The 19,976-nt window shown below is 66.5% G+C and carries 20 protein-coding genes; 16 read left to right on the plus strand and 4 right to left on the minus strand.

Annotation, left to right across the window (positions count from 1 at the left end; translation table 11 throughout):
* Positions 1-16: 16 nt before the first annotated feature.
* The 6 genes from ABZ293_RS29685 (at position 17) to ABZ293_RS29710 (ending at position 5,314) form a co-directional block, all read left to right on the plus strand.
* The gene (locus tag ABZ293_RS29685) at positions 17-1,081 is read left to right on the plus strand and encodes an acyl-CoA dehydrogenase family protein (protein ID WP_355185966.1); all 1,065 of its coding nucleotides are present in this window, start codon (positions 17-19) and stop codon (positions 1,079-1,081) included.
* Positions 1,066-2,226, plus strand: coding sequence for an acyl-CoA dehydrogenase family protein (locus ABZ293_RS29690; RefSeq protein ID WP_355185968.1), 1,161 nt, complete (start codon positions 1,066-1,068; stop codon positions 2,224-2,226). Before ABZ293_RS29685 ends, ABZ293_RS29690 begins: the two co-directional genes overlap by 16 nt.
* 34 nt (positions 2,227-2,260) lie before the next feature.
* Positions 2,261-3,199, plus strand: coding sequence for an OB-fold domain-containing protein (locus ABZ293_RS29695; protein WP_355185970.1), 939 nt, complete (start codon positions 2,261-2,263; stop codon positions 3,197-3,199).
* The gene (locus ABZ293_RS29700) at positions 3,196-3,606 is read left to right on the plus strand and encodes a MaoC family dehydratase (protein WP_354958539.1); all 411 of its coding nucleotides are present in this window, start codon (positions 3,196-3,198) and stop codon (positions 3,604-3,606) included. Before ABZ293_RS29695 ends, ABZ293_RS29700 begins: the two co-directional genes overlap by 4 nt.
* Positions 3,606-4,793, plus strand: a complete 1,188-nt coding sequence (locus ABZ293_RS29705; RefSeq protein ID WP_355185972.1) for a lipid-transfer protein — start codon at positions 3,606-3,608, stop codon at positions 4,791-4,793. Before ABZ293_RS29700 ends, ABZ293_RS29705 begins: the two co-directional genes overlap by 1 nt.
* A 77-nt stretch (positions 4,794-4,870) precedes the next feature.
* Positions 4,871-5,314: an NUDIX domain-containing protein gene (locus ABZ293_RS29710; RefSeq protein WP_355185974.1), complete on the plus strand. Its 444-nt coding sequence runs from the start codon at positions 4,871-4,873 to the stop codon at positions 5,312-5,314.
* Here ABZ293_RS29710 and ABZ293_RS29715 read toward each other — a convergent pair.
* Positions 5,311-5,889, minus strand: a complete 579-nt coding sequence (locus ABZ293_RS29715; RefSeq protein WP_355185976.1) for a TetR family transcriptional regulator — start codon at positions 5,887-5,889, stop codon at positions 5,311-5,313. The genes ABZ293_RS29710 and ABZ293_RS29715 overlap by 4 nt on opposite strands.
* A gap of 64 nt (positions 5,890-5,953) precedes the next feature.
* Here ABZ293_RS29715 and zapE point away from each other — a divergent pair, with 64 nt between their 5' ends.
* From zapE to ABZ293_RS29745, 6 genes are all read left to right on the plus strand, one after another.
* On the plus strand, positions 5,954-6,928 hold the full coding sequence (gene zapE / locus ABZ293_RS29720; protein WP_355185978.1) for a cell division protein ZapE: 975 nt from the start codon (positions 5,954-5,956) through the stop codon (positions 6,926-6,928).
* A gap of 135 nt (positions 6,929-7,063) precedes the next feature.
* Positions 7,064-8,011, plus strand: a complete 948-nt coding sequence (locus ABZ293_RS29725; protein WP_355185980.1) for a DUF4129 domain-containing protein — start codon at positions 7,064-7,066, stop codon at positions 8,009-8,011.
* Positions 8,008-8,502: a hypothetical protein gene (locus ABZ293_RS29730; RefSeq protein WP_355185982.1), complete on the plus strand. Its 495-nt coding sequence runs from the start codon at positions 8,008-8,010 to the stop codon at positions 8,500-8,502. The genes ABZ293_RS29725 and ABZ293_RS29730 overlap by 4 nt, the downstream gene beginning before the upstream one ends.
* 103 nt (positions 8,503-8,605) lie before the next feature.
* Positions 8,606-9,568 carry a MoxR family ATPase gene (locus ABZ293_RS29735; protein WP_355185984.1) on the plus strand — a complete coding sequence of 321 codons (963 nt, stop codon included), beginning with the start codon at positions 8,606-8,608 and terminating at the stop codon, positions 9,566-9,568.
* Between the two features lie 169 nt (positions 9,569-9,737).
* Positions 9,738-11,024, plus strand: coding sequence for a DUF58 domain-containing protein (locus tag ABZ293_RS29740; protein WP_355186034.1), 1,287 nt, complete (start codon positions 9,738-9,740; stop codon positions 11,022-11,024).
* Complete coding sequence (locus ABZ293_RS29745) at positions 11,021-11,473, plus strand: hypothetical protein (RefSeq protein WP_355185986.1); 453 nt, start codon at positions 11,021-11,023, stop codon at positions 11,471-11,473. The genes ABZ293_RS29740 and ABZ293_RS29745 overlap by 4 nt, the downstream gene beginning before the upstream one ends.
* 65 nt (positions 11,474-11,538) lie before the next feature.
* Here ABZ293_RS29745 and ABZ293_RS29750 read toward each other — a convergent pair whose 3' ends face one another.
* The 3 genes from ABZ293_RS29750 to kstD form a co-directional block, all read right to left on the minus strand.
* Positions 11,539-11,703 carry a hypothetical protein gene (locus ABZ293_RS29750; RefSeq protein WP_355185988.1) on the minus strand — a complete coding sequence of 55 codons (165 nt, stop codon included), beginning with the start codon at positions 11,701-11,703 and terminating at the stop codon, positions 11,539-11,541.
* 686 nt (positions 11,704-12,389) lie between these two features.
* Positions 12,390-13,250 carry a MaoC/PaaZ C-terminal domain-containing protein gene (locus ABZ293_RS29755; protein WP_355185990.1) on the minus strand — a complete coding sequence of 287 codons (861 nt, stop codon included), beginning with the start codon at positions 13,248-13,250 and terminating at the stop codon, positions 12,390-12,392.
* A 188-nt stretch (positions 13,251-13,438) separates the two neighbouring features.
* Entirely contained in the window at positions 13,439-15,163 is a 1,725-nt protein-coding gene (gene kstD / locus ABZ293_RS29760; RefSeq protein ID WP_355185992.1) for a 3-oxosteroid 1-dehydrogenase, read from the minus strand.
* Between the two features lie 105 nt (positions 15,164-15,268).
* On the opposite strand from kstD, the gene ABZ293_RS29765 reads away from it, so the two are divergent.
* Genes ABZ293_RS29765 through dmpG form a run of 4 tightly spaced genes read left to right on the plus strand, consistent with a single transcriptional unit; the run spans position 15,269 to position 19,669 of the window.
* The gene (locus ABZ293_RS29765) at positions 15,269-16,909 is read left to right on the plus strand and encodes an FAD-binding protein (protein WP_355185994.1); all 1,641 of its coding nucleotides are present in this window, start codon (positions 15,269-15,271) and stop codon (positions 16,907-16,909) included.
* A gap of 1 nt (position 16,910) precedes the next feature.
* Positions 16,911-17,696 carry a 2-keto-4-pentenoate hydratase gene (locus tag ABZ293_RS29770; protein ID WP_355185995.1) on the plus strand — a complete coding sequence of 262 codons (786 nt, stop codon included), beginning with the start codon at positions 16,911-16,913 and terminating at the stop codon, positions 17,694-17,696.
* Positions 17,697-17,706: 10 nt separating this feature from the next.
* On the plus strand, positions 17,707-18,621 hold the full coding sequence (locus ABZ293_RS29775) for an acetaldehyde dehydrogenase (acetylating) (protein ID WP_354958557.1): 915 nt from the start codon (positions 17,707-17,709) through the stop codon (positions 18,619-18,621).
* Positions 18,622-18,634: 13 nt separating this feature from the next.
* On the plus strand, positions 18,635-19,669 hold the full coding sequence (gene dmpG / locus ABZ293_RS29780) for a 4-hydroxy-2-oxovalerate aldolase (protein ID WP_355185997.1): 1,035 nt from the start codon (positions 18,635-18,637) through the stop codon (positions 19,667-19,669).
* Positions 19,670-19,976: the final 307 nt, after the last annotated feature.

Here is a 19,976-nt window from a genome sequence, read left to right on the forward strand (position 1 = left end):
CTTAATTGGAGTAAGCGTGGACTTCACCCGGGACGAGGGCCAGGACGCCGTGGCCGAAGTTGTAGTGAGTTTGCTGGAGCGTGAACCGGCACGCGATATCGAGCTCTGGCCGAGTCTGATCGAGACCGGCCTGCTCTCGCTGGCGCTGCCGGAGCGGTTCGGCGGTGACGGCATGGGCCTGCCGGAGGTCTCGGTGCTGCTGACCGAACTGGCCACCGATGCGGTGGCGGTGCCCGCCCTGCCGACCCTCGGCTTCGGGCTGCTGCCGCTGCTGCCGGTCCTGCCGGACAGCGTCGCCGAGCGGGTCTATCCGGAGGTCGCCAAGGGTGCGGTGCTCACCGCAGCCCTGAGCGAGCCCGCGAATCCCTTCGTCGTCAAACCCGAGACCACGGCCGTCTCCAATGGCGACACCGTGCGCATTACCGGCCACAAGGTGGCGGTGCCGTATGCGGAGCAGGCGCGCTGGCTGCTGATCCCGACGAATTCCGGTATCGCACTGGTGGATTCGGATGCGGCCGGGTTGAACCTGACGCCGACGCCGGTATCCGGTGGCATCCCCGAATGCAGTGTGCGACTCGACCAGGTCGAGATTCCGGCCGAGCAACTGCTGCCGGGCGGCATCGCCGAACTGCACCGCTCGGCCGTCGCTTCGATCGGCGCGACCGCGGACGGACTGCTCAAAGGTGCGCTCGTACTCACCGCCGAACATCTGCGGACCCGCCACCAGTTCAACCGGCCGCTCGCCGAATTCCAGGCTGTCGCCCAGCAGATCGCCGATGTCTATGTCGTCTCGCGAACGTTGCATACCGTCGCCGTCTCGGCGAACTGGGCACTGGCACAGGGCGATTCGACGCCAGCGCACCAGGAGCGCATCGATGACGACCTCGATGTGCTCGCCTACACCGTGGCCTCGGAACTGCCCGCCGCCATGCAGAAATGCCATCACCTGCACGGTGGTCTCGGGGTCGACGTGACCCATCCGATGCATCGCTACTACTCACAGGCCAAGGACCTCGCCCGCTGGCTCGGCGGCGAATCCCTGCGCCTCGACCGATTGGGGGCCAGATGCTCATCGATCTGACCGCGGAGCAGCGCCGGCTACGCGACGAACTGCGTTCCTATTTCGCCGATCTCGTGACTCCCGAGGAGGAGGCCGAGATGGCGGTCAACCGCCACGGTGACGCCTACCGGGCGGTGGTGCGCCGGATGGGCGCGGATGGCTGGCTCGGCGTCGGCTGGCCGAAGGAATACGGCGGCCAGGGCTTCGGCCCGATGGAACAGCAGATCTTCTTCAATGAGGCGGTGCGCGCGGATGTGCCGCTACCGCTGGTCACCCTGCTGACGGTCGGGCCGACGCTGCAGAGCTTCGGCACCGATGCGCAGAAGGCGAAGTTCCTGCCCGGAATCCTTTCCGGCGATATCCATTTCGCGATCGGCTACTCCGAACCGGAGGCGGGCACCGATCTGGCCTCGCTGCGCACGAGTGCGGTGCGTGACGAATCCGGCGACTGGATCGTCAACGGGCAGAAGATCTTCACGACCGGCGCGCATGAGGCCGACTACATCTGGCTGGCCTGCCGCACCGGGTCGGTCGAATCGCGGCACCGCGGCATCACGATCCTGATCGTGGACACCACCGATCCCGGCTACTCGTGGACGCCGATCATTACCTGCGATGGGGCGCACCACACCAACGCGACCTACTTCGACAATGTGCGGGTTCCCGCCGATATGCTCGTCGGCGAGGAGAACCGCGGCTGGCGGCTGATCACCACCCAGCTCAACCACGAGCGGGTGAGCCTGGGTCCGTCCGGCAAGATCGAACAGCTCTACGACCGCGTGCGCGAGTGGGCGCAGCCGCGCGGCGTGCTGGCCCAAAATGACGTACGCCGTTCACTCGGGCGCATCCACGCCATGGTCCGGCTGAACGAATTGCTGAACTGGCAGGTGGCGGCGACCGTCGACGGCGATCAGGCCTCCGTGATCGCCGATGCCTCGGCCACCAAGGTGTACTCGACCGAATCGCTGCAGGAGGCGGGTCGGCTCGCCGAGGAGATCGTCGGGCACTACGGGGATCCGGCCGATCCGGCCACCGCCGAATTGCTGACCTGGCTGGACCGCAGGACCAAGCAGAACCTGGTGGTGACCTTCGGCGGCGGCGTCAATGAAGTGATGCGCGAACTGGTCGCCTCATCCGGTCTGAAACTGCCTCGGGTACCACGATGAATCCCGCGAGATGGACTACAGCAAGGAGCCGCGCGTGCCGGAAACTCTGACTCCGGAAGCGATTACCGCCGCCGCAGAGAAGATCATCGCGGCGGGGGATTGCGCGCCACGCCTCGGGCGTGACCGGGTGAACCAGCCGATGATCAACAACTGGGTGGAGGCGCTCGGGGACAACAACCCGATCTACGTCGACGAAGCGGCCGCCCGCGCCGCCGGATTTCCCGGCACCGTGGCGCCGCCCGCCATGATCCAGGTCTGGACCATGCTCGGGCTCAACGGTTCCCGTGCCGCGGACGATCCCACGAACCAGGTCATCGAGCTGCTGGACAGCGCGGGCTTCACCTCGGTGGTCGCGACCGACTGCCAGCAGACCTACCACCGATACCTGAATGTCGGTGAGCAAGTATCGGTTACCAGCAGGCTGTGCGATATCCGCGGCCCGAAGCGGACCGCGCTCGGCGAAGGGTGGTTCGTCACCTTCGAGATCAGTTGGCGGGTGGGCGACGAGGTGGTCGCCGAAATGCTGTGGCGGCTGCTGAAATTCGCCCCGGGGACCGGTACCGCCGCGAAGGCGCCCGCGGGCGACCGGGTCAAGCCGCTGGTCTCCTGGGATACCGAATTCTTCTGGGAGGGTACGAAAGCCGGTGAGCTGCGGATCCAGCGGCTGCCGGACGGCACGCTGCGGCATCCGCCGATCCCGGCGCTGTGGCAGGACAAATCCGAGCAGACCGACTACGTCGTCGCCGCGGGGCGCGGTGAAGTCTTCAGCTACGTCGTGCATCACGCGCCGAAAGTGCCAGGACGGCAACTGCCGTTCGTCGTCGCGCTTGTCGAATTGGAGGAGGGCGTGCGCATGCTCGGTGAACTGCGGGGCATCGACCCGGCAGATGTGAAGATCGGCCTGCCGGTGCAGGTGGAGTTCGAAAAGCTCGACGACGAGGCCGTGCTGCCGGTCTGGCGGGTGATCGCATGACCTACGTCGAACCCGCCGCCGTGCAGGTCGGGACCGCACTGCCCGAGCTGGTGATTCACGCCGATCCCACGTTCGTGATCAGTACGGCATTGGCCACCAGGGACTTTCAAGATGTGCACCATGACAGGGACAAGGCTGTCGCCCGCGGTTCCAAGGACATCTTCGTCAATATCCTCACCGATACCGGGCTGGTGCAGCGCTTCGTGACCGACTGGGCCGGACCGCGCGCCATCGTCAAATCGGTCGCGCTGCGCTTGGGGGTGCCGCTGTATGCCGGTGACACCCTGACGCTCTCGGGCACCGTCGCCGCCATCGAGGGCGATGACATCCACATCGATGTCGTCGGACGCGACAGCCTCGGTGACCACATCACGGCGAAAGCCGTTATCGCCCTGCGGAGGCCATGATGACCGCTGACAACACCACCGGGATCTCCGGCCGCGCCGCCATCGTCGGCATCGGCGCCACCGACTTCTCCAAGGACTCCGGCCGCAGCGAATTGCGCTTGGCCGCCGAGGCGGTCACCGCGGCGCTGGCCGATGCGGGTCTGACACCCGCCGATGTCGACGGCCTGACCACCTTCACCATGGATACCAATACCCAGGCGGCGGTCGCGCGTGCCGTTGGCATCCCACAGCTGAAGTTCTTCAGCCACATCGGCTATGGCGGCGGCGCGGCCTGTGCCACCATCCAGCAGGCCGCCATGGCGGTCGCCACCGGTGTCGCCGATGTGGTCGTCGCCTACCGTGCCTTCAATGAGCGGTCGGTATCGCGCTTCGGCCAGTTCTCCACCGCACTGGCCACCGCGCCGACCTCCTCGGGTATCGATGCGGGCTGGTCCTATCCACAGGGCCTCGGAACTCCGGCGGCCCAGGTGGCGATGGTCGCCAGGCGCTATATGCACGTCTACGGCGCGACCAGCGCGGACTTCGGCCGGGTCGCCGTCGCCGATCGCAAACACGCCGCGGCGAATCCGGCCGCCTTCTTCTACGGCAAGCCGATCACCCTCGAGGAGCACCAGAATTCCCGCTGGATCGCCGAACCGCTGCATCTGCTCGACTGCTGTCAGGAGTCCGACGGCGGCGTCGCGATCGTGGTCACCAGCGTCGAGCGCGCCCGCGATCTCCCGCAGCGCCCGGCCGTGATCACCGCCGCCGCACAGGGTTCCGGTGCCGACCAGTACGTGATGACGAGCTACTACCGCGACGCCCTCACCGGCCTGCCGGAAATGGGTCTGGTCGGCGACCAGCTCTGGGCCCAGAGCGGTTTGCGCCCAGAGGATATGCAGGCCGCCATCCTCTACGACCACTTCACCCCCTTCGTGCTCATGCAATTGGAGGAGCTCGGCTTCTGCGGACGTGGTGAGGCAAAGGATTTCATTGCCGACGGTGCCATCGAAATCGGCGGGCGGCTGCCATTGAACACCCATGGCGGACAGCTCGGCGAGGCGTATATCCACGGGATGAACGGGATTGCCGAGGCCGTTCGCCAGATTCGCGGTACTTCGGTGAATCCCGTTGCGGGCCTGGAGAACATCCTGGTCACCGCCGGTACCGGCGTGCCGACCTCGGGGTTGGTGCTCAGCGCCAACTGAGTCCGATCGGGCACCGACCGGGTTCATTCGGGTATACCGGTGGATCGGTAGGTTGCAGCGTCACCGGGAGGAGTCTCATGACCGATCGACACCTTGTCGACGTGCATATTCTGCTCGTTCGTGGCCGGGAGGTGCTGCTCAGCAGGCGGCGCAGTGCCGACGAGTTCGATGGGCTGTGGCATCTGCCCGCCGGAAAGCTGGAAGCGGGGGAGTCGGCCACCGCCGGTGCGGTGCGGGAGGCATATGAGGAGGTCGGGGTCGTTATCGACCCGGCGGATCTGCGGCATGTGCATACCGCTCATGTGGTCGGCTCCGGCCGCGAGGCGCGGCTCGGGGTGTTCTTCGAGGCGCTGCGCTGGCGCGGCGAGCCGGTCAACCGGGAACCGGATAAAAGCTATGGGCTGCAATGGTTTCCGTTGGACGCGCTGCCCGATGACTCGATCATCGGGTATCCCGCCGCTGGGCTGCGTGGCTACCTCAGCGGGGTTACCTACAGTGAGCGCGGCTGGTCGCGACGCTAGCCGTCGAGGTGACGGGCAAGCAGCCCGGTGAGTTGATCAACGCTGTCGGCGGTGCCTGCGGGGAGGTGGGCGCGAGCGCCGGCGAAGCGATCGAAGACGGCGCCCTCGATGACCGCGATGAAGTCGGCGGCGGCACCGCTGGGATCGGGGAAGTGCAAGGCGCGGAACAGGTCTCGGGCTCGAACGGTCGAGAATAGGCTGTGCGCGAGTCGATCGTGCAGTTCAGGATCGGCGTGTAGGTCGATGATGAGCGCGTGCCGGACGATCAGGTGATTGCGTCGTTCGACGAGCAGTCGATCGAGCCATATCGCGATGGCACGGGCGACGTCGGTCGCGCTGGCGGCTTCGGATGATTCGAGCTCGGCGGCGGTGAAATCGTCGCGGGAGCGGGTGGTGATCCGGTCCGCAATCGCCTCGATGAGTGCCCGCTTGGTGCGGAAGTAATAGGAGGTCGATCCGGCGGGCAATTCGAGCGCGGTATCGAGGGCGCGGTGGGTGAGCGCTCGAATGCCCTGGGTGGCAATGAGGTCGATGGCGGCATCGACGATCAGTGTGTGCCGGTCGGTTGTGGACATCATCACCTTCTGTGGCGTCCTTCTGCGTCGGTCCTCTACAACTGTAGAGGGCCAGGAGGATGCCGTGCAGAACAACATCACATTGGATGCCGATCAGCTCCGAGCGCGGGCGCGGCTGCTGGAACTGCTCGACCGGCGCGGCCATCCGCTGAAGCGGCATCGCGGCGCCTACCTGCACGGCCGACCAGGCCGCGGCAAAACCATGCTGATGGACGATTTCTTCGCGAGCGTGTCATCGAATCGCAAGCGCCGCTTCCACTTCCACAGCTTCTTCGCCGAATTGCACACCGCGGCACATGAGTCGGGCTCCATCGACAAGGCCATCGACACCCTACTCGGCAATGCCGAACTGGTCTGCTTCGACGAATTCCATGTGCACGATATCGGCGATGCGATGCTCATCGCCCGCATGCTCGACGCGCTCTTCGCCCGCCACATCGTGCTGGTGGTGACCTCGAACTATCCGCCGGAGCAGCTGCTGCCCAATCCGCTGTTCCACGATCGCTTCCTGCCGACCATCGCGCGCATCGTCGGGCACCTGGATGTCGTCTCGGTCGATGGTCCACTCGACTACCGCAGGCGCGGCGGTGCGGATACCGCCTTCGCGGGCGGGCGCTACCTCGTGTGCGACGCGGACAGCCCGACAGCTCCTGCTCTCCGGGAGGCGGCCTCCGGCGTCGATATTCCGGTCGGCACCCGCATGATCCGCGCCCGCGCCGTCGATGATGCCGCGCTCGTCATCGACTTCACCGCCCTGTGCGGCACCGCAACGGCCGCCGCGGACTACGTCGAGTTGGCGCGCCGCTTTCAACGGTGGACCCTGCGCGACGTGCCACCCCTGCGCGAGGTCCCACCGGACTGGGCCATGCGCTTCGTCAACCTGATCGACGTGCTCTACGACGCGGATCGCGAACTCACCCTCGCGGCCCGGGTGCCGCTATCGGACCTGGTGGCCGACGTTGCCGGCGTCCCCGATATCACGCGGACCGAAAGCCGTCTCGGCGAACTCCATCAGCCCGAATCCGTCGCGATCGGCTAGCACCGTACACGATCGAAGTGGCGCTATCGTCGATTAAGAGGAGGCGATCGGAAGTATTCGATTCCATCTCGAGCCGACCACTCGGCATGTAACTATGTGCCTGTTCAGAGCTTTACTCAGATGTGGTGGTAGCAGGTGGTTAGGGCGGGAGCGCCGATAACGCGCGTGATCGTGCTGATCACGCTGCTGGCGTGTGCCGCGATCGCGCTGCGCGGCCACATTCCCGGGGCGCATGCCTCCGGTGACCACCGCACCGTGCCCTCGGCCATCTCGGTGGTGCTGATGCCGGTGCTGCTCACCGTATCGGTCGTGATCCTGATCGCCGGGGTGATCGCCAGTCAGCACCGGCTGCCGCTGGCCATGCCGGAGGTGGACCGTGATTCCGAGCGCGGACACGGACGTCTGGGCCGGGTCGGCCTGCTGATCCTGGCCGCCCTGGCGGTGGGTTCGCTGATCGTCGCGGCCGCATCCGCGGTCTTCTTCGTCGGTTTCGGGCGCGAGGGCGAGCCGGTGCCGTCCTCGGTGCCGCGAGACGGCTCGGGCCGCACCACCGAGCAGGTCATCACCACCGCGCCGACCCCCGATGCCGCGCCGACCCCCCATCTCGGCGGCACGGCGATGCTAGTGGCCACCATTGCCGCGATCGCGCTGGTCGGTGCCGCACTGGCCGGGGTGATCGCGGTCGCGATGGCGGGTCAGCGCAAGCAGCGTCCCGCAGCGCCACCGCTGCCCCCCACCGCGCCTACGGTTGCGGGTTCGCTGGCCCGAGCGGCCGAGATGGGCCTGGCCGCGATGAACGCGCCCGGCCAGGATCCGCGTGAGGCCATTATCGCCTGCTATGTCGCGATGGAACGCGGCCTGTCCTTCGATCGCGCGGCCGCGCCACTGGCCTCCGATACCCCCATGGAAGTGCTGGCCCGCGCCTTCGAACGCGGCGCACTGCACGACGCATCCGCCAGGGAACTGGTCGCGCTGTTCGAGGAGGCCAGATTCAGTCCGCATTCGATGCTGGAGTGGCAGCGGATGCGGGCCGAACAGCTGCTGCGCATCGTTTTGGCGGATCTGCAGGGGGAGATGGTATGAATCGCGCGATCGTATTCGGTGCGCTGATCATCATCGTGCTGATCGAGTTGATCACGCTCGGCCGGGCGCGGGGCGCATTGCTGATCGCCGCCGGAATCCCGGTGGCGCTGGTCATGATTGCGCTGATCTGGTCGCTGTCGAGCAGGTCCGGCCCGAGGGCCGATGCGGAGCAGGACTACATCGAGAACGGCCCCGCGGAAATGCTGCGGCACTGGCATGCCAGGGCGGAAATGCTCGCCGACCGCGCGGACGGCACCAGAGCCGACTGGGATCGGCACCTGCGTCCGCTGCTGGCCAAGGAGTTCGAGTTGTCCACCGGACTGCGGGTCGCCAAGAACCGCAAGGCGACCGAGGCCGCCGGGATACTGCAGTTCGGCCCGGAATTATGGCTCTGGGTGGATCCGGCCAATTCGGCGCTGCGGGATCAGACGACGCCCGCACCCGGGCGGGCGGCACTGGACGAAATCCTGCGCCGTCTGCAGAGAATGTAAGTGCCCCGCCATGAGCGGTCGGGCCCGGAGGAGGCGGGGTCCCGATCATGCGCAATTGAATACGGCCGAAAGAGAATGGGTTGAGGCAAGTGCGAGTAGACAAATGACGATGCCGATGGACGCAACCATCCAGCGCAGCGAGGCGGTACTGCGGGAACTGTCCCGAGTGATCGTCGGCAAGCGGGATGAGTTGCAGCTGATCATGATCGCCGTGCTCTCCGGCGGTCACATCTTGATCGAGGACCTGCCCGGCCTCGGCAAGACGCTCATCGCCAGGTCCTTCGCCGCCGCGCTCGGCCTGGACTTCACCCGCGTGCAGTTCACGCCCGACCTGTTGCCCGCCGACCTGCTCGGCTCCACCATCTACGACATGTCATCGGGCCGTTTCAATTTCCGGCGCGGTCCGGTGTTCACCAATATGCTGCTGGCCGACGAGATCAACCGCACGCCGCCGAAGACGCAGGCCGCGCTGCTGGAGGCAATGGCCGAGGGGCAGGTCAGCATCGATGGCGAGACTTTCCTGCTGCCGCAGCCTTTTATCGTGCTCGCCACGGATAACCCGATCGAATACGAGGGCACCTATCCGCTGCCCGAAGCGCAGTTGGACCGGTTCGCGATGCAGCTGCGGCTGGGATATCTGTCGGAGAACGATGAACGGCAGATGATCCGCCGCCGCCTCGAGCGCGGTTCGGCGACACCGCAGGTGGTCCAGGTGGTGGATGCGAACGGGCTGATGGAGATGCGGCAGTCGGTCGAGTTCGTCACGGTGCATCCGGATGTGGTCAGCTATGTGGTCGCGCTCGCGAGTGCGACGCGCGGGCATCCGCAGGTCGAGGTGGGCGCGAGCCCGCGGGCCGAACTCGATCTGGTGCAGATGTCGCGGGCCCGCGCACTGCTGCTCGGACGCGACTATGTGATTCCGGAAGATGTCAAGGCGCTGGCCGTTCCGGCGATGGCGCACCGGATCACCCTGCGTCCCGAGATGTGGGTGCGTCGGATCCGCGGCGAGGACGTGATCACCGAATTGCTGCGCCGTCTGCCGGTTCCGCGCGCATCGGTGACCTGATGCGGGGCAGGACATGACCCAGCCAGGTGTTTCCCAGCCGGATGCGACGGAGTCGGGCGGGATGCAGCCGGGAGCGCCGCAGTCCGGCGGGATCGAACCGGACGCCGTTATCCAGGGGATCGCGGCGGCCCGGGCCTATGACGCGCGGCGGCCGGGCCGCGACGAGCCGATGGCGGGCGGTGCGCGGCACAGGGATATCAGCACGTCGGTCGAGGCCGAATTGCGCTGGCGCCCGGCCCCATTGGTGTTCATGCTGGCGGTGGCCGCGGCCGTCGCGCTGGTGCTCGCGCTGGTACTCGGCCGCTGGCAGCTGGTCGTATTCGCGGCCCCGCTGCTCGGTGTGCTCGCCACCGCGCCATGGCAGCAGTCGACGACCCGGATCCTGGTCGACGGCGGCGGCACGCTGCGCTGCTTCGAGTCCGAGGAGATCGTGACGACTATCGTCGCCTTCGTCGAATCGGGCCATGCACTGCTGCGGCTGACTGTGGAGAAGTCCGCGGGCCTCGCAATCGAAACCGAGGAGGCGATCGATTCCGGGACGGCACCCGCCGGGCTGCGGCTGGCCCTGATGGCGGACCGCTGGGGTCGCTATCCGCTATCGGTCCGGGTCTCCGCGCTCAGTCCGGCGGGTCTGTCGGTCGCGACCGCGGTGCTGCCGGCGGGTCAGCTCTTCGTCTATCCGATCACCGACCCGCAGCGAATGAAGTTGCCGCGCACCGAACTTCCCGAACGGCTCGGCACCCACCTCACTCGCAAGCACGGTCCGGGCGTCGAGTACGCCGATATCCGCGCCTACGCGCCCGGTGATCAGCTGCGAATCGTGAACTGGCCGGTCAGCGCCCGGCGCGGGCGGCTATACGTCACCGAGCGGCTCACCAACCGATCCGCGGATGTGGTTGTGCTCGTCGACACTTCGCAGCAGGCACCGGGTCCGGCCACCGACTCCCTGGAACTGTCGGTGCGCGGTGCGGCGCAGGTGGTGCAGTCGACGCTGCAGGCGGGGGATCGCACCGCGGTGGTCTGCCTCGGCCAGTCCCCCCGCTGGCTGCGCCCCGATATCGGGCGGCGGCAGTTCTATCGGATCGTGGACACCGTCCTCGATGTCGGCGACGAGCACATCCCGACCACCGGCACCCTCGCCCCACACGCCGCCGTCCCACTCGGTGCCATCGTCGTCGCCTTCTCCACCCTGCTCGACACCCAATTCGCCCTCGCCCTCATCGACCTGCGCAAGCGCGGCCATGTGGTCGTGGTGGTAGACGTACTGCGCGGCACCCCCTTCCAGGAAGAGCTCGACCCAACCCTCGCCAGAATGTGGAATCTGGAGCGCGCCTCGATGTATCGAGATATGGGCACCGTCGGCGTGGACATCGTCGCCTGGACCGAAGACGCCCGCCTGGACCAGGTAATGCGACTGATCCCCGAGCACCGCCGAACAGTACGGGTACGCCGATGATCCGATTCCTAGCAATCCTCTCCGGCGCCCTACTGGTCACCTCGATAACCCTGCTGACCCCCTGGGCAGGCCTCCCCGCAGTCCTACTCGTAACCGCAGGCTGGTGGTTCCGCCTCCCCGCCGTCGCCGCAGTCCTCCTGGCAATCGGCGTACTAGCCGCCGCCGACACCGGCGTACTAGCCGCCGCAGCAACAGGATTGGTGGCAACGGCCTACCTCCTCAACACCGCCACCGTCTCCGCCCCCGCGGGCGTAGTCCCAACCACCGTCCCCTCGGTAATCGGCGCAGTAGCCTTCGCAACCGTCGCCGTATGTGCGGCACTGCTCCCCCTACACCTGGCCTGGGTCCCGATCGCCGCACCGATCCTGATAGTCCTCCTGTACGCCTTGGTACTCCAAGGCCTAACCACCAAACGCCGCCGTACCAACAACACTCCCCACCCCACCTAAACCATCCCTCGAGAATGCACTGATGCAGGCCCTTCTCGGCGTTTGCCTACACCAGCGCATGGTGATCAACCGTCCAGCTGGGGCAGGACGAAATGTCGCAGCTGGTCGCCTGCCTCGGCATGGAAAGTCGTGCAACGCAACCACAGCCAGTCCTCGCGCTGGAAGCTGCGGGCCTGCCTACGCAAGCTGCGGAAGACAAAGCCGGGTACGTCACCCGTCGCGCCCAGCACCGCCCCCAGCAAACCCCTGTACAGCAGCCTCTCCGGGACAGGCATTCCCCGAGAAGTCGGTGCCGAACGACAGGCCCCACCGCAGCCCAACCACCCAACACCCGCCGAGAATGCACTGATGCAGGCCTCACTCGACGTTTGCCTACACCAGCGCATGGTGATCAACCGTCCAGGTGCTGGAGGGGCAGGGGCGAAATGTCACCGCTTTTGCCTGCTTCGATATGGAAAGTCGTGCAACGCAACCACAGCCAGTCTTCACGCCGAAAGCTGCGGGCCTGCCTACGCAAGCTGCGGAAGACAAAGCCGGGTACGTCACCCGTCGCGCCCAGCACGGCCCCAGCAAAACCCCTGTACACCCCCCCTTCCAGGACAGGCGGCCCCTCGAGAAGTCCGTGCAGGACCACAGGACCCACCGCAGCCCGCCCCCGCATCCGCATCCGCATCCGCCGAGAATGCACTGATGCAGGCCCCACTCGACGTTTGCCTACACCAGCGCATGGTGATCAAACGTCCAGGCGACGCGGCCCCAGTGCAGCACCCATTTCCAGGACCGCTACCCCGAGAAGTCAGTGCATTACAACAGAACCCACCGCAGCCCACCCCACATCCGTCGAGAATGCGCTGATGCAGGACCCTTCTCGGCGTTTACCTGCATCAGCGCATGGTGATCAACTGTCCAGGCGGGCTCAGGTGAAGCGGAGGGTTACGTCGGCGAGGACGGGGGCGTTGTCGCGTTCGGGGGCTGTGGCGGAGATGAGGAGTTCCCCTTCGGTGCGCCAGATTTGGGTGCGGATTGTTTCGCCGGGGTATAGGACGCCGGCGAAGCGGGCGCGGAAGCCGGTGACGCGGGTTGCGTCCGAATCGAGGACTGCGTCGGTGGCGGTTTTGCAGACGATGCCGTAGGTGCAGAGGCCGTGCAGGATGGGGTTGGGGAAGCCTGCGGCTCGGGCGAATTCGGGGTCGGAGTGCAGGGGGTTGCGGTCGCCGCACATGCGGTACAGCAGGGCCTGCTGGGGGAGGGTTGGGGTGGTGACGTCGAAATCCGGGGTGCGGGTGGGGAGTTCGGCTTTCGTGCTCGGGCCGCGTTCGCCGCCGAAGCCGCCCTCGCCCTTCGCGAAGATGGATGAGCGCGCGGTCCAGAGGGGTTCGCCGTCGGAGCCGGTGACGGTCTGCTCCTGCACGACAACGGCGGCGGAGCCTTTATCCCACAGTTCGGTAATGCGTCCGGTGCTGGTGGCCTTGCCGGCGGCCGGAATCGGGCGATGCACCTCGACCTCCTGGTGGCCGTGTACCACCTTCGCGAGATCGATATCGATGCCAGGGAACTTGACCTTCGGCGGTTCGGTGTCGTGGAAGGTGGCCGCGACGGTCGCGAAGGTCGGCAGCACCTGCGGGGTGCGGTCGTCGAGGTAGCGCAGTTCGGCCGCATCGGTCCAGCGCGTGCCCGCCCCGAGTCCCAGCTGGTACAGCTGCACATCCGACGGCGTCCAGGCGAACTCCCGGCTGGGCAGTTCCGCGCCGAGGGCGATATTCGGATCGATGGGCATCGAGTTCTCCTTGTGAATGCTTGTGGACAGATTCATCTGCCCGGTGCGGCCGGTCCTGGTCGGATGTGGTCCGGCGAGGTGGCCTGCGGTTCGTCGCGCACGGGGACGGTTGCCTCGAATCGATCCTGCGGCGAGCGCATCCGCGTGGGCAAGGGGGCGTCCGCTCGGTGAGACGCCCCCTCGGTCGCTCACGCCTCGGCGGCAGCCTCGGCCGACGGTCGCTTCTTGCGTTCGGCGATATCCAGCACCGCGAGATAGCCGAAGGTGATCGCGGGGCCGATGGTGGCGCCCGGGCCCGCGTAGGTGTGGCCCATCACCGGGGTCGCGCTATTGCCGGAGGCATACAGACCCTCGATCACGGTGCCGTCCTCGCGCAGCACCCGACCGGCGGTATCGGCGACCAGACCACCCTTCGTACCCAGGTCACCGGGCACGATCTTGGCCGCGTAGTACGGACCCTGCACCAGCCCCGCAAGGCAGGGGTTGGGCTTCACCGTCGGATCGCCGTAGTAGCGGTCGTAATGGCTGTTGCCGCGGCCGAAGTCTTCGTCCTTACCGGTCTCGGCGAACTTGTTGAACCGCTCGACGGTCGCCGCCAGACTGTCCGCGGGCACGCCGATCTTGGTGGCCAACTCCTCGAGGCTATCGGCCTTGACAATGAGGTCGTTTTCCATCCAGCGGGACGGAAACCGCTGACCAGGCTGCAATCCGGCGAAGATGTAGCGGTTCCGGTAGCGCTGGTCGAAAACCAGCCACGCGGGGATATTCGCGCCCGGACCTTCACCCTGCCCATATTCGCCGCCGTACATGGTGTGCACAGCCTCGACGTAAGGAGCGGACTCATTTCCGAATCGCTTGCCGTCGGCGTTGACCATGATGGTGCCGGGCAGATTCCGCTCGGCCAGTGCGAACCAGGGCTTACCGCCCTTGAAGATGGTCGGCCCCCACCAGGAATCCTCCATGAAGCCGACCGCGGCGCCCACATCCATGCCCGCATTGATGCCGTCGCCGGTGTTGGCGGCCGCACCGGTGGTCCACTCGGTGGTGATGGGCTGGCGCTGGTACTTGGTGCGCATTTCGGCGTTGTGCTCGAAACCGCCGCTGGCCAGCACCACCCCGTACTTGGCGGTGAACCGCACCGGCTCGCCGTTGTGCTCGGCCTCGACGCCGGTGACCACGCCGTCTTCCACAATGAGCTTGGTCAGCGGAGTGTTCAGCAGCAGCGGCACATTCGCATCCAGGAGCCCCTTGCGCATGGCGGCGATAATGGCCTGCCCCATGCCGAGGATGTGCTTACCGGTCCACTTGGCGAAATAGGTGCGGGCGCCGACTCGCATCGCCCGCATAATGCCCTTCGGGTGGCGGCGGATCAGATTGAGCCGCACGAAATCGGCCTGCATGACGACCACATTCAGCGGAGCCTTGGCGTACGGCGGTTCCAGATTGAACCGCTCCTCGCCGAGGACCTTGGCGTCGAACGGCGCGGGTTCGCACGAGCGTCCAGCGCCGAGGCCGCCCGGAGCCTCCGGGTAGTAGTCGGAGTAGCCGGGCACCCACTTCATCTTCAGCGGCGTGTGGTCGAGGACGAAGTCGAAGGCCTCCGCACCGCGGTCGATGTAGGTGTCGATCCGGTCCTTCGGCACCACGTCACCGATGATGCTGTGCAGGTAGGTGCGCGCATCCTCACGGTCATCGGGACGGCCGGACGCCGCGAGCGCCTTGTTACCGGGGATCCACACACCGCCACCCGAGCGCGCGGTCGACCCGCCGTAGTGCGCGGCCTTCTCAATGATCACCGCACTCAGTCCATGGTGGGCTGCGGCGAGGGCGGCGGTCATACCTGCAGCACCACTGCCGACCACCACCACGTCGTAGCTCTGTGGATCATTAACCGGATCAGTCATGTAGAACACGTTATAGAATGGGGGCGCATTTGGTCTATGTTGAGTGGCAGAAGACTTGCTCGGCGTTCCATTCGTCGAGAAAACTTGTTTCAGTTTCTGACCGGAGTGATGTACATGGGCCTCGAATGGGACCTGGCCGCCGACGTGGTCGTCGTCGGATTCGGCGCCGCGGGTGCGGCGGCCGCGCTGGAAGCGACGGATGCGGGTGCGCAGGTGCTGGTGCTGGAGCGCTTCACCGGTGGCGGCGCATCGGCACTGTCCGGCGGCATCATCTACGCGGGCGGCGGCACATCGGTGCAGCACGAGGCGGGTGTGCGCGATACACCGGAGCAGATGCTGGCCTATCTCGAGCGTGAAGTCGGCACCGCCGTCACGCCCGAGACGCTGCGGCGATTCGTCGCCGAGAGCCCCGCGATGATCGAATGGCTGAAGGGGCACGGGGTGCCGTTCGAGGCGTCGCTGTGTCCGTACAAGACGTCGTACCCCAATGACAGCTACTACCTCTACTACTCGGGCAGTGAGGTCTCCGGTTACGGGCGCGAGGTCGCGGTGCCCGCCCAGCGCGGACACCGCGTCAAGGGCAAGGGCACCTCGGGTAAGCAGCTCACCGGTCCACTGGCCGCCTCGGCCGCGCGGCGCGGGGTTCGGGTGGAAACCCTCACGCAGGCAACCCGATTGATCGTCGATGACAACGGCACGGTGATCGGCGTCGAATGCGAGACCCTGCGCGACGCCCCGGGAGCGGTCCGGGACCGCTACGCCCGGATGGCGAAAATCGCGGCCAAGCCCGGCATCTACTACCCGCCGCTGCGTAAGGCGCTGGAGCATCGGCTGGCGAAGCTGGATCGCCGCTACCGCACCACGATTCGGATCCAGGCACGCCGTGGTGTGGTGCTCAGCGCGGGCGGGTTCATCGCGAATCGGGACATGCTGCGCGAATACGGCCCGCGCTACCGCGGGGGACTCGCACTCGGCACGACCGGTGATGACGGCAGCGGGATCCGGATGGCCCGGCAGGTCGGTGCCGCGACGGATCGGATGGGGAATATCTCGGCGTGGCGGTTCATCCTGCCGCCCAGCGCTTTTACCGGTTCGGTACTGGTCGACGCGGACGGCCGCCGGGTCATCGATGAGACCCGCTACGGTGCCGCGGTCGGCCACGCGTTGATCACCGAACACGACGGCAAGGGCTGGCTGCTCGCCGACGACAAGCTCATGCGGACCGCGATCGGACAGATCCGGACGCAGTCGGCCTGGTTCCAGCGCGGGCAGTTCGAGGCGATGCGGCGGACCGCGGTGCGCGGCGCGACCCTGGACGCCGTCGCGGCGAAGGCCGGTATCAATGCCGACGGGCTGCGTGCCACCGTCGCCGAGCACAATGCCGCCATCGAGAACGGCGCGCCCGATCCGGTCGGCAAGCCCGCGGAGTTCACCAAAACTGTGGGGGCCGGGCCGTTCTGGTTGTTGGACGTGGGTATCAAGCCGAGCGTCATCAACCCGTGCCCGATGCTCACCCTCGGCGGCGTGGTCGTCGACGAGAGCACCGGAGCCGTGCAATCGAATGCCGGAACCGATATTCCCGGCCTGTTCGCGGCCGGGCGGACCGCGGTCGGTATCTGCTCGGACTCCTACGTCAGCGGATTGTCCCTGGCCGACTGCATTTTCTCCGGTCGGCGTGCGGGCAGGTTCGCGGCAGGTGCCGACGCGCTTTCGCGGGCAGCCGTGCCCGAAGCGACAACAGTGGAAGGAAGTTAGCGTGCTGTCCGATGCGGTACGAATCGAATTGGCCGATGAACTCGACGTCGCCGAGCGCGACCGGGTCGGCATCGAACCCCTCATCGCCAGGCATCCCGATATCGATGTCGTGGACGCCTATGAGATCCAGCTGATCAATATCCGGCGCAAGCTCGACAATGGCGCGAAGGTGGTTGGGCACAAGGTCGGGCTGTCCTCGCTCGCCATGCAGCAGATGATGGGTGTCGACGAACCCGACTACGGTCATCTGCTCGCGGATATGCAGGTATTCGAGGATGTTCCGGTCGAGACCTCGCGCTATCTGATCCCCCGGGTGGAGGTCGAGGTCGGCTTCATCCTCGGCGCGGATCTGCCCGGTGCCGATTGCACCGAGGCCGATGTGCTCGCCGCGACGGTCGCATATGCGCCGTCCATCGAGCTGATCGATTCGCGGATCAAGGATTGGCAGATCGGGCTGGCCGACACCATTTCCGATAACGCGTCCTCGGCCGGTTTCGTGCTCGGTGCGGAACGAGTCGCGCCGAAAGACATTGATATCAAGGCCATCGACGCAGTGCTCACCCGCAATGGCGAGGTGATCGCCGAGGGCCGCAGCGATGCCGTGCTCGGCGATCCGGTCATCGCGGTGGCCTGGCTGGCCCGCAAGGTGGCCAGTTTCGGGGTGCGGCTGAAGGCGGGCGACATCGTGCTGCCCGGCTCCTGCACCCGCGCCATCGACGCCCGTGCGGGTGATTCGTTCCATGCCGAGTTCGCCGGACTCGGTTCTGTCCGTTTGCAATTCAAATAGGAGGCTGGCCGTGTCCGAAACGGGGACCGTCACCGCCGCGATCGTCGGATCCGGCAATATCAGCACCGATCTGCTGTACAAACTGCTGCGCTCCACCACGGTGGAACCGAAGTGGATGATCGGAATCGACCCGGAGAGCGAGGGTTTGAAGCGCGCCCGCGGGCTCGGGCTGGAGACCTCGCACGAGGGCGTTGACTGGTTGCTCGCGCAGTCGGAACTGCCCGATCTCGTCTTCGAGGCGACCTCGGCGTATGTGCATCGCGCCGCGGCACCCAAATATGCCGAGGCCGGGATCCGCGCGGTCGACCTCACCCCCGCCGCCGTCGGGCCCGCGGTCGTGCCGCCGGTGAACCTGGTCGGTGCGAATCTCGATGCGCCGAACGTCAATATGATCACCTGCGGTGGTCAGGCCACCATTCCGATCGTCGCGGCGGTATCGCGCGTGGTGCCGGTGCCCTACGCCGAGATCGTGGCCTCGGTATCGTCGGTCTCCGCCGGACCGGGCACCCGCGCCAATATCGATGAGTTCACCAAGACCACCTCGCGTGGTGTGGAGACGATCGGCGGCGCGCAGCGTGGCAAGGCGATCATCATTCTGAACCCGGCCGAACCGCCGATGATCATGCGCGACACCATCTTCTGCGCAATTCCGGAAGATGCCGATACCGATGCGATCGCCGATTCCATCCATCGGATGGTCGAGGACATCCAGAAGTACGTGCCCGGCTACCGGCTGCTGAACGAGCCGCAGTTCGACCCGCCGTCGGTGGTTTCCGGTGGTATGGCGAAGGTTTCGGTCTTCGTCGAGGTCGAGGGCGCCGGTGACTTCCTGCCGCCGTACGCGGGCAACCTCGACATCATGACCGCCGCCGCCACCCAGGTCGGCGAGGTCATGGCACAGCAGATTCTGTCGGCCCGGGTGTAAAGGAGCCTTCGATATGGTCTATTCAGCAGAACTCGACATCCGCGTCACCGATACCTCGCTGCGCGACGGCTCGCACCACAAGCGCCACCAGTTCACCGCCGACGATGTGCGCAATATCGTCACCGCGCTGGACGGCGCCGGTGTGCCGGTCATCGAGGTGACCCACGGCGATGGACTCGGCGGCTCATCGTTCAACTACGGCTTCTCGCACACTCCCGAGCAGGAGCTGGTCAAGATCGCGGCGGAGACGGCCAAGCAGGCCAAGATCGCGGTGCTCATGCTGCCCGGCGTCGGCGTCAAGGAGGACATCAAGATCTCCCAGGACAACGGTGCCTCGATCTGCCGCATCGCCACGCACTGCACCGAGGCGGATGTGTCGATCCAGCATTTCGGTCTCGCGCGCGAGCTGGGACTGGAAACCGTCGGCTTCCTGATGATGTCGCATACCCAGCCGCCGGAAGCGCTGGCCAAGCAGGCCCGCATCATGGCGGACGCGGGTTGCCAGTGCGTCTACGTGGTGGACTCCGCGGGTGCGCTTGTGCTCGAGCAGGTTTCGGACCGGGTCGCCGCGCTGGTCGCCGAACTCGGCGATGATGCCCAGGTCGGCTTCCACGGGCACGAGAACCTGGACCTGGCTGTTGCCAACTCCGTCTACGCCGTTCGCGCGGGCGCGAAGCAAATCGACGGCAGCGCACGGCGATTCGGCGCTGGCGCGGGCAATACCCCGGTCGAGGCATTCGTCGGCGTCTGCGACAAGCTCGGCATCAAGACCGGTATCGACTTCTTCGCGATCGCCGATGCGGCCGAGGACGTGGTCCGCCCGGTCATGCCGCAGGAATGCCTGCTGGACCGCCAGGCACTGATGATGGGCTACGCGGGCGTGTACTCCAGCTTCCTCAAGCACGCCGAACGTCAGGCCGAACGCTACGGCGTCTCCGCCGCCGAGATGCTGGTCCGCGCAGGCAAGCGCAAACTCGTCGGCGGCCAGGAGGACCAGCTGATCGATATCGCCCTCGAACTCCAGCGCGAGGCCACCGTCTCCGCCTGACCCAGACCGCAAGGCCGCGACCGGTCCCCAACTGGTCGCGGCCTTTGCGTGGGGTGCCGCATATCCAGTGGGTACCGCGCACAGGCTGCAACTTGCGCGCGGTACTCAGTAGATATGCGTCGGTCGCTGGCCGGGTGGGTGAACATTGGAATTTTGGGGTCGCGGGTGGTGGGGGAATCGGAGACTATGAGGCGTGATCTGTCCGCATTGCAATGCGAATCTGTTGCGCAAGGAGCGTGGGGGGCGGCGCTGTTCGACTTGTAAGCGGGAGTTTGCGCTGGAGCCGAAGGAAAGTCCGTTCGGGCTG

Origin of the sequence: Nocardia sp. NPDC005998 (assembly GCF_040614395.1) — a bacterium.
Classification (GTDB): domain Bacteria; phylum Actinomycetota; class Actinomycetes; order Mycobacteriales; family Mycobacteriaceae; genus Nocardia.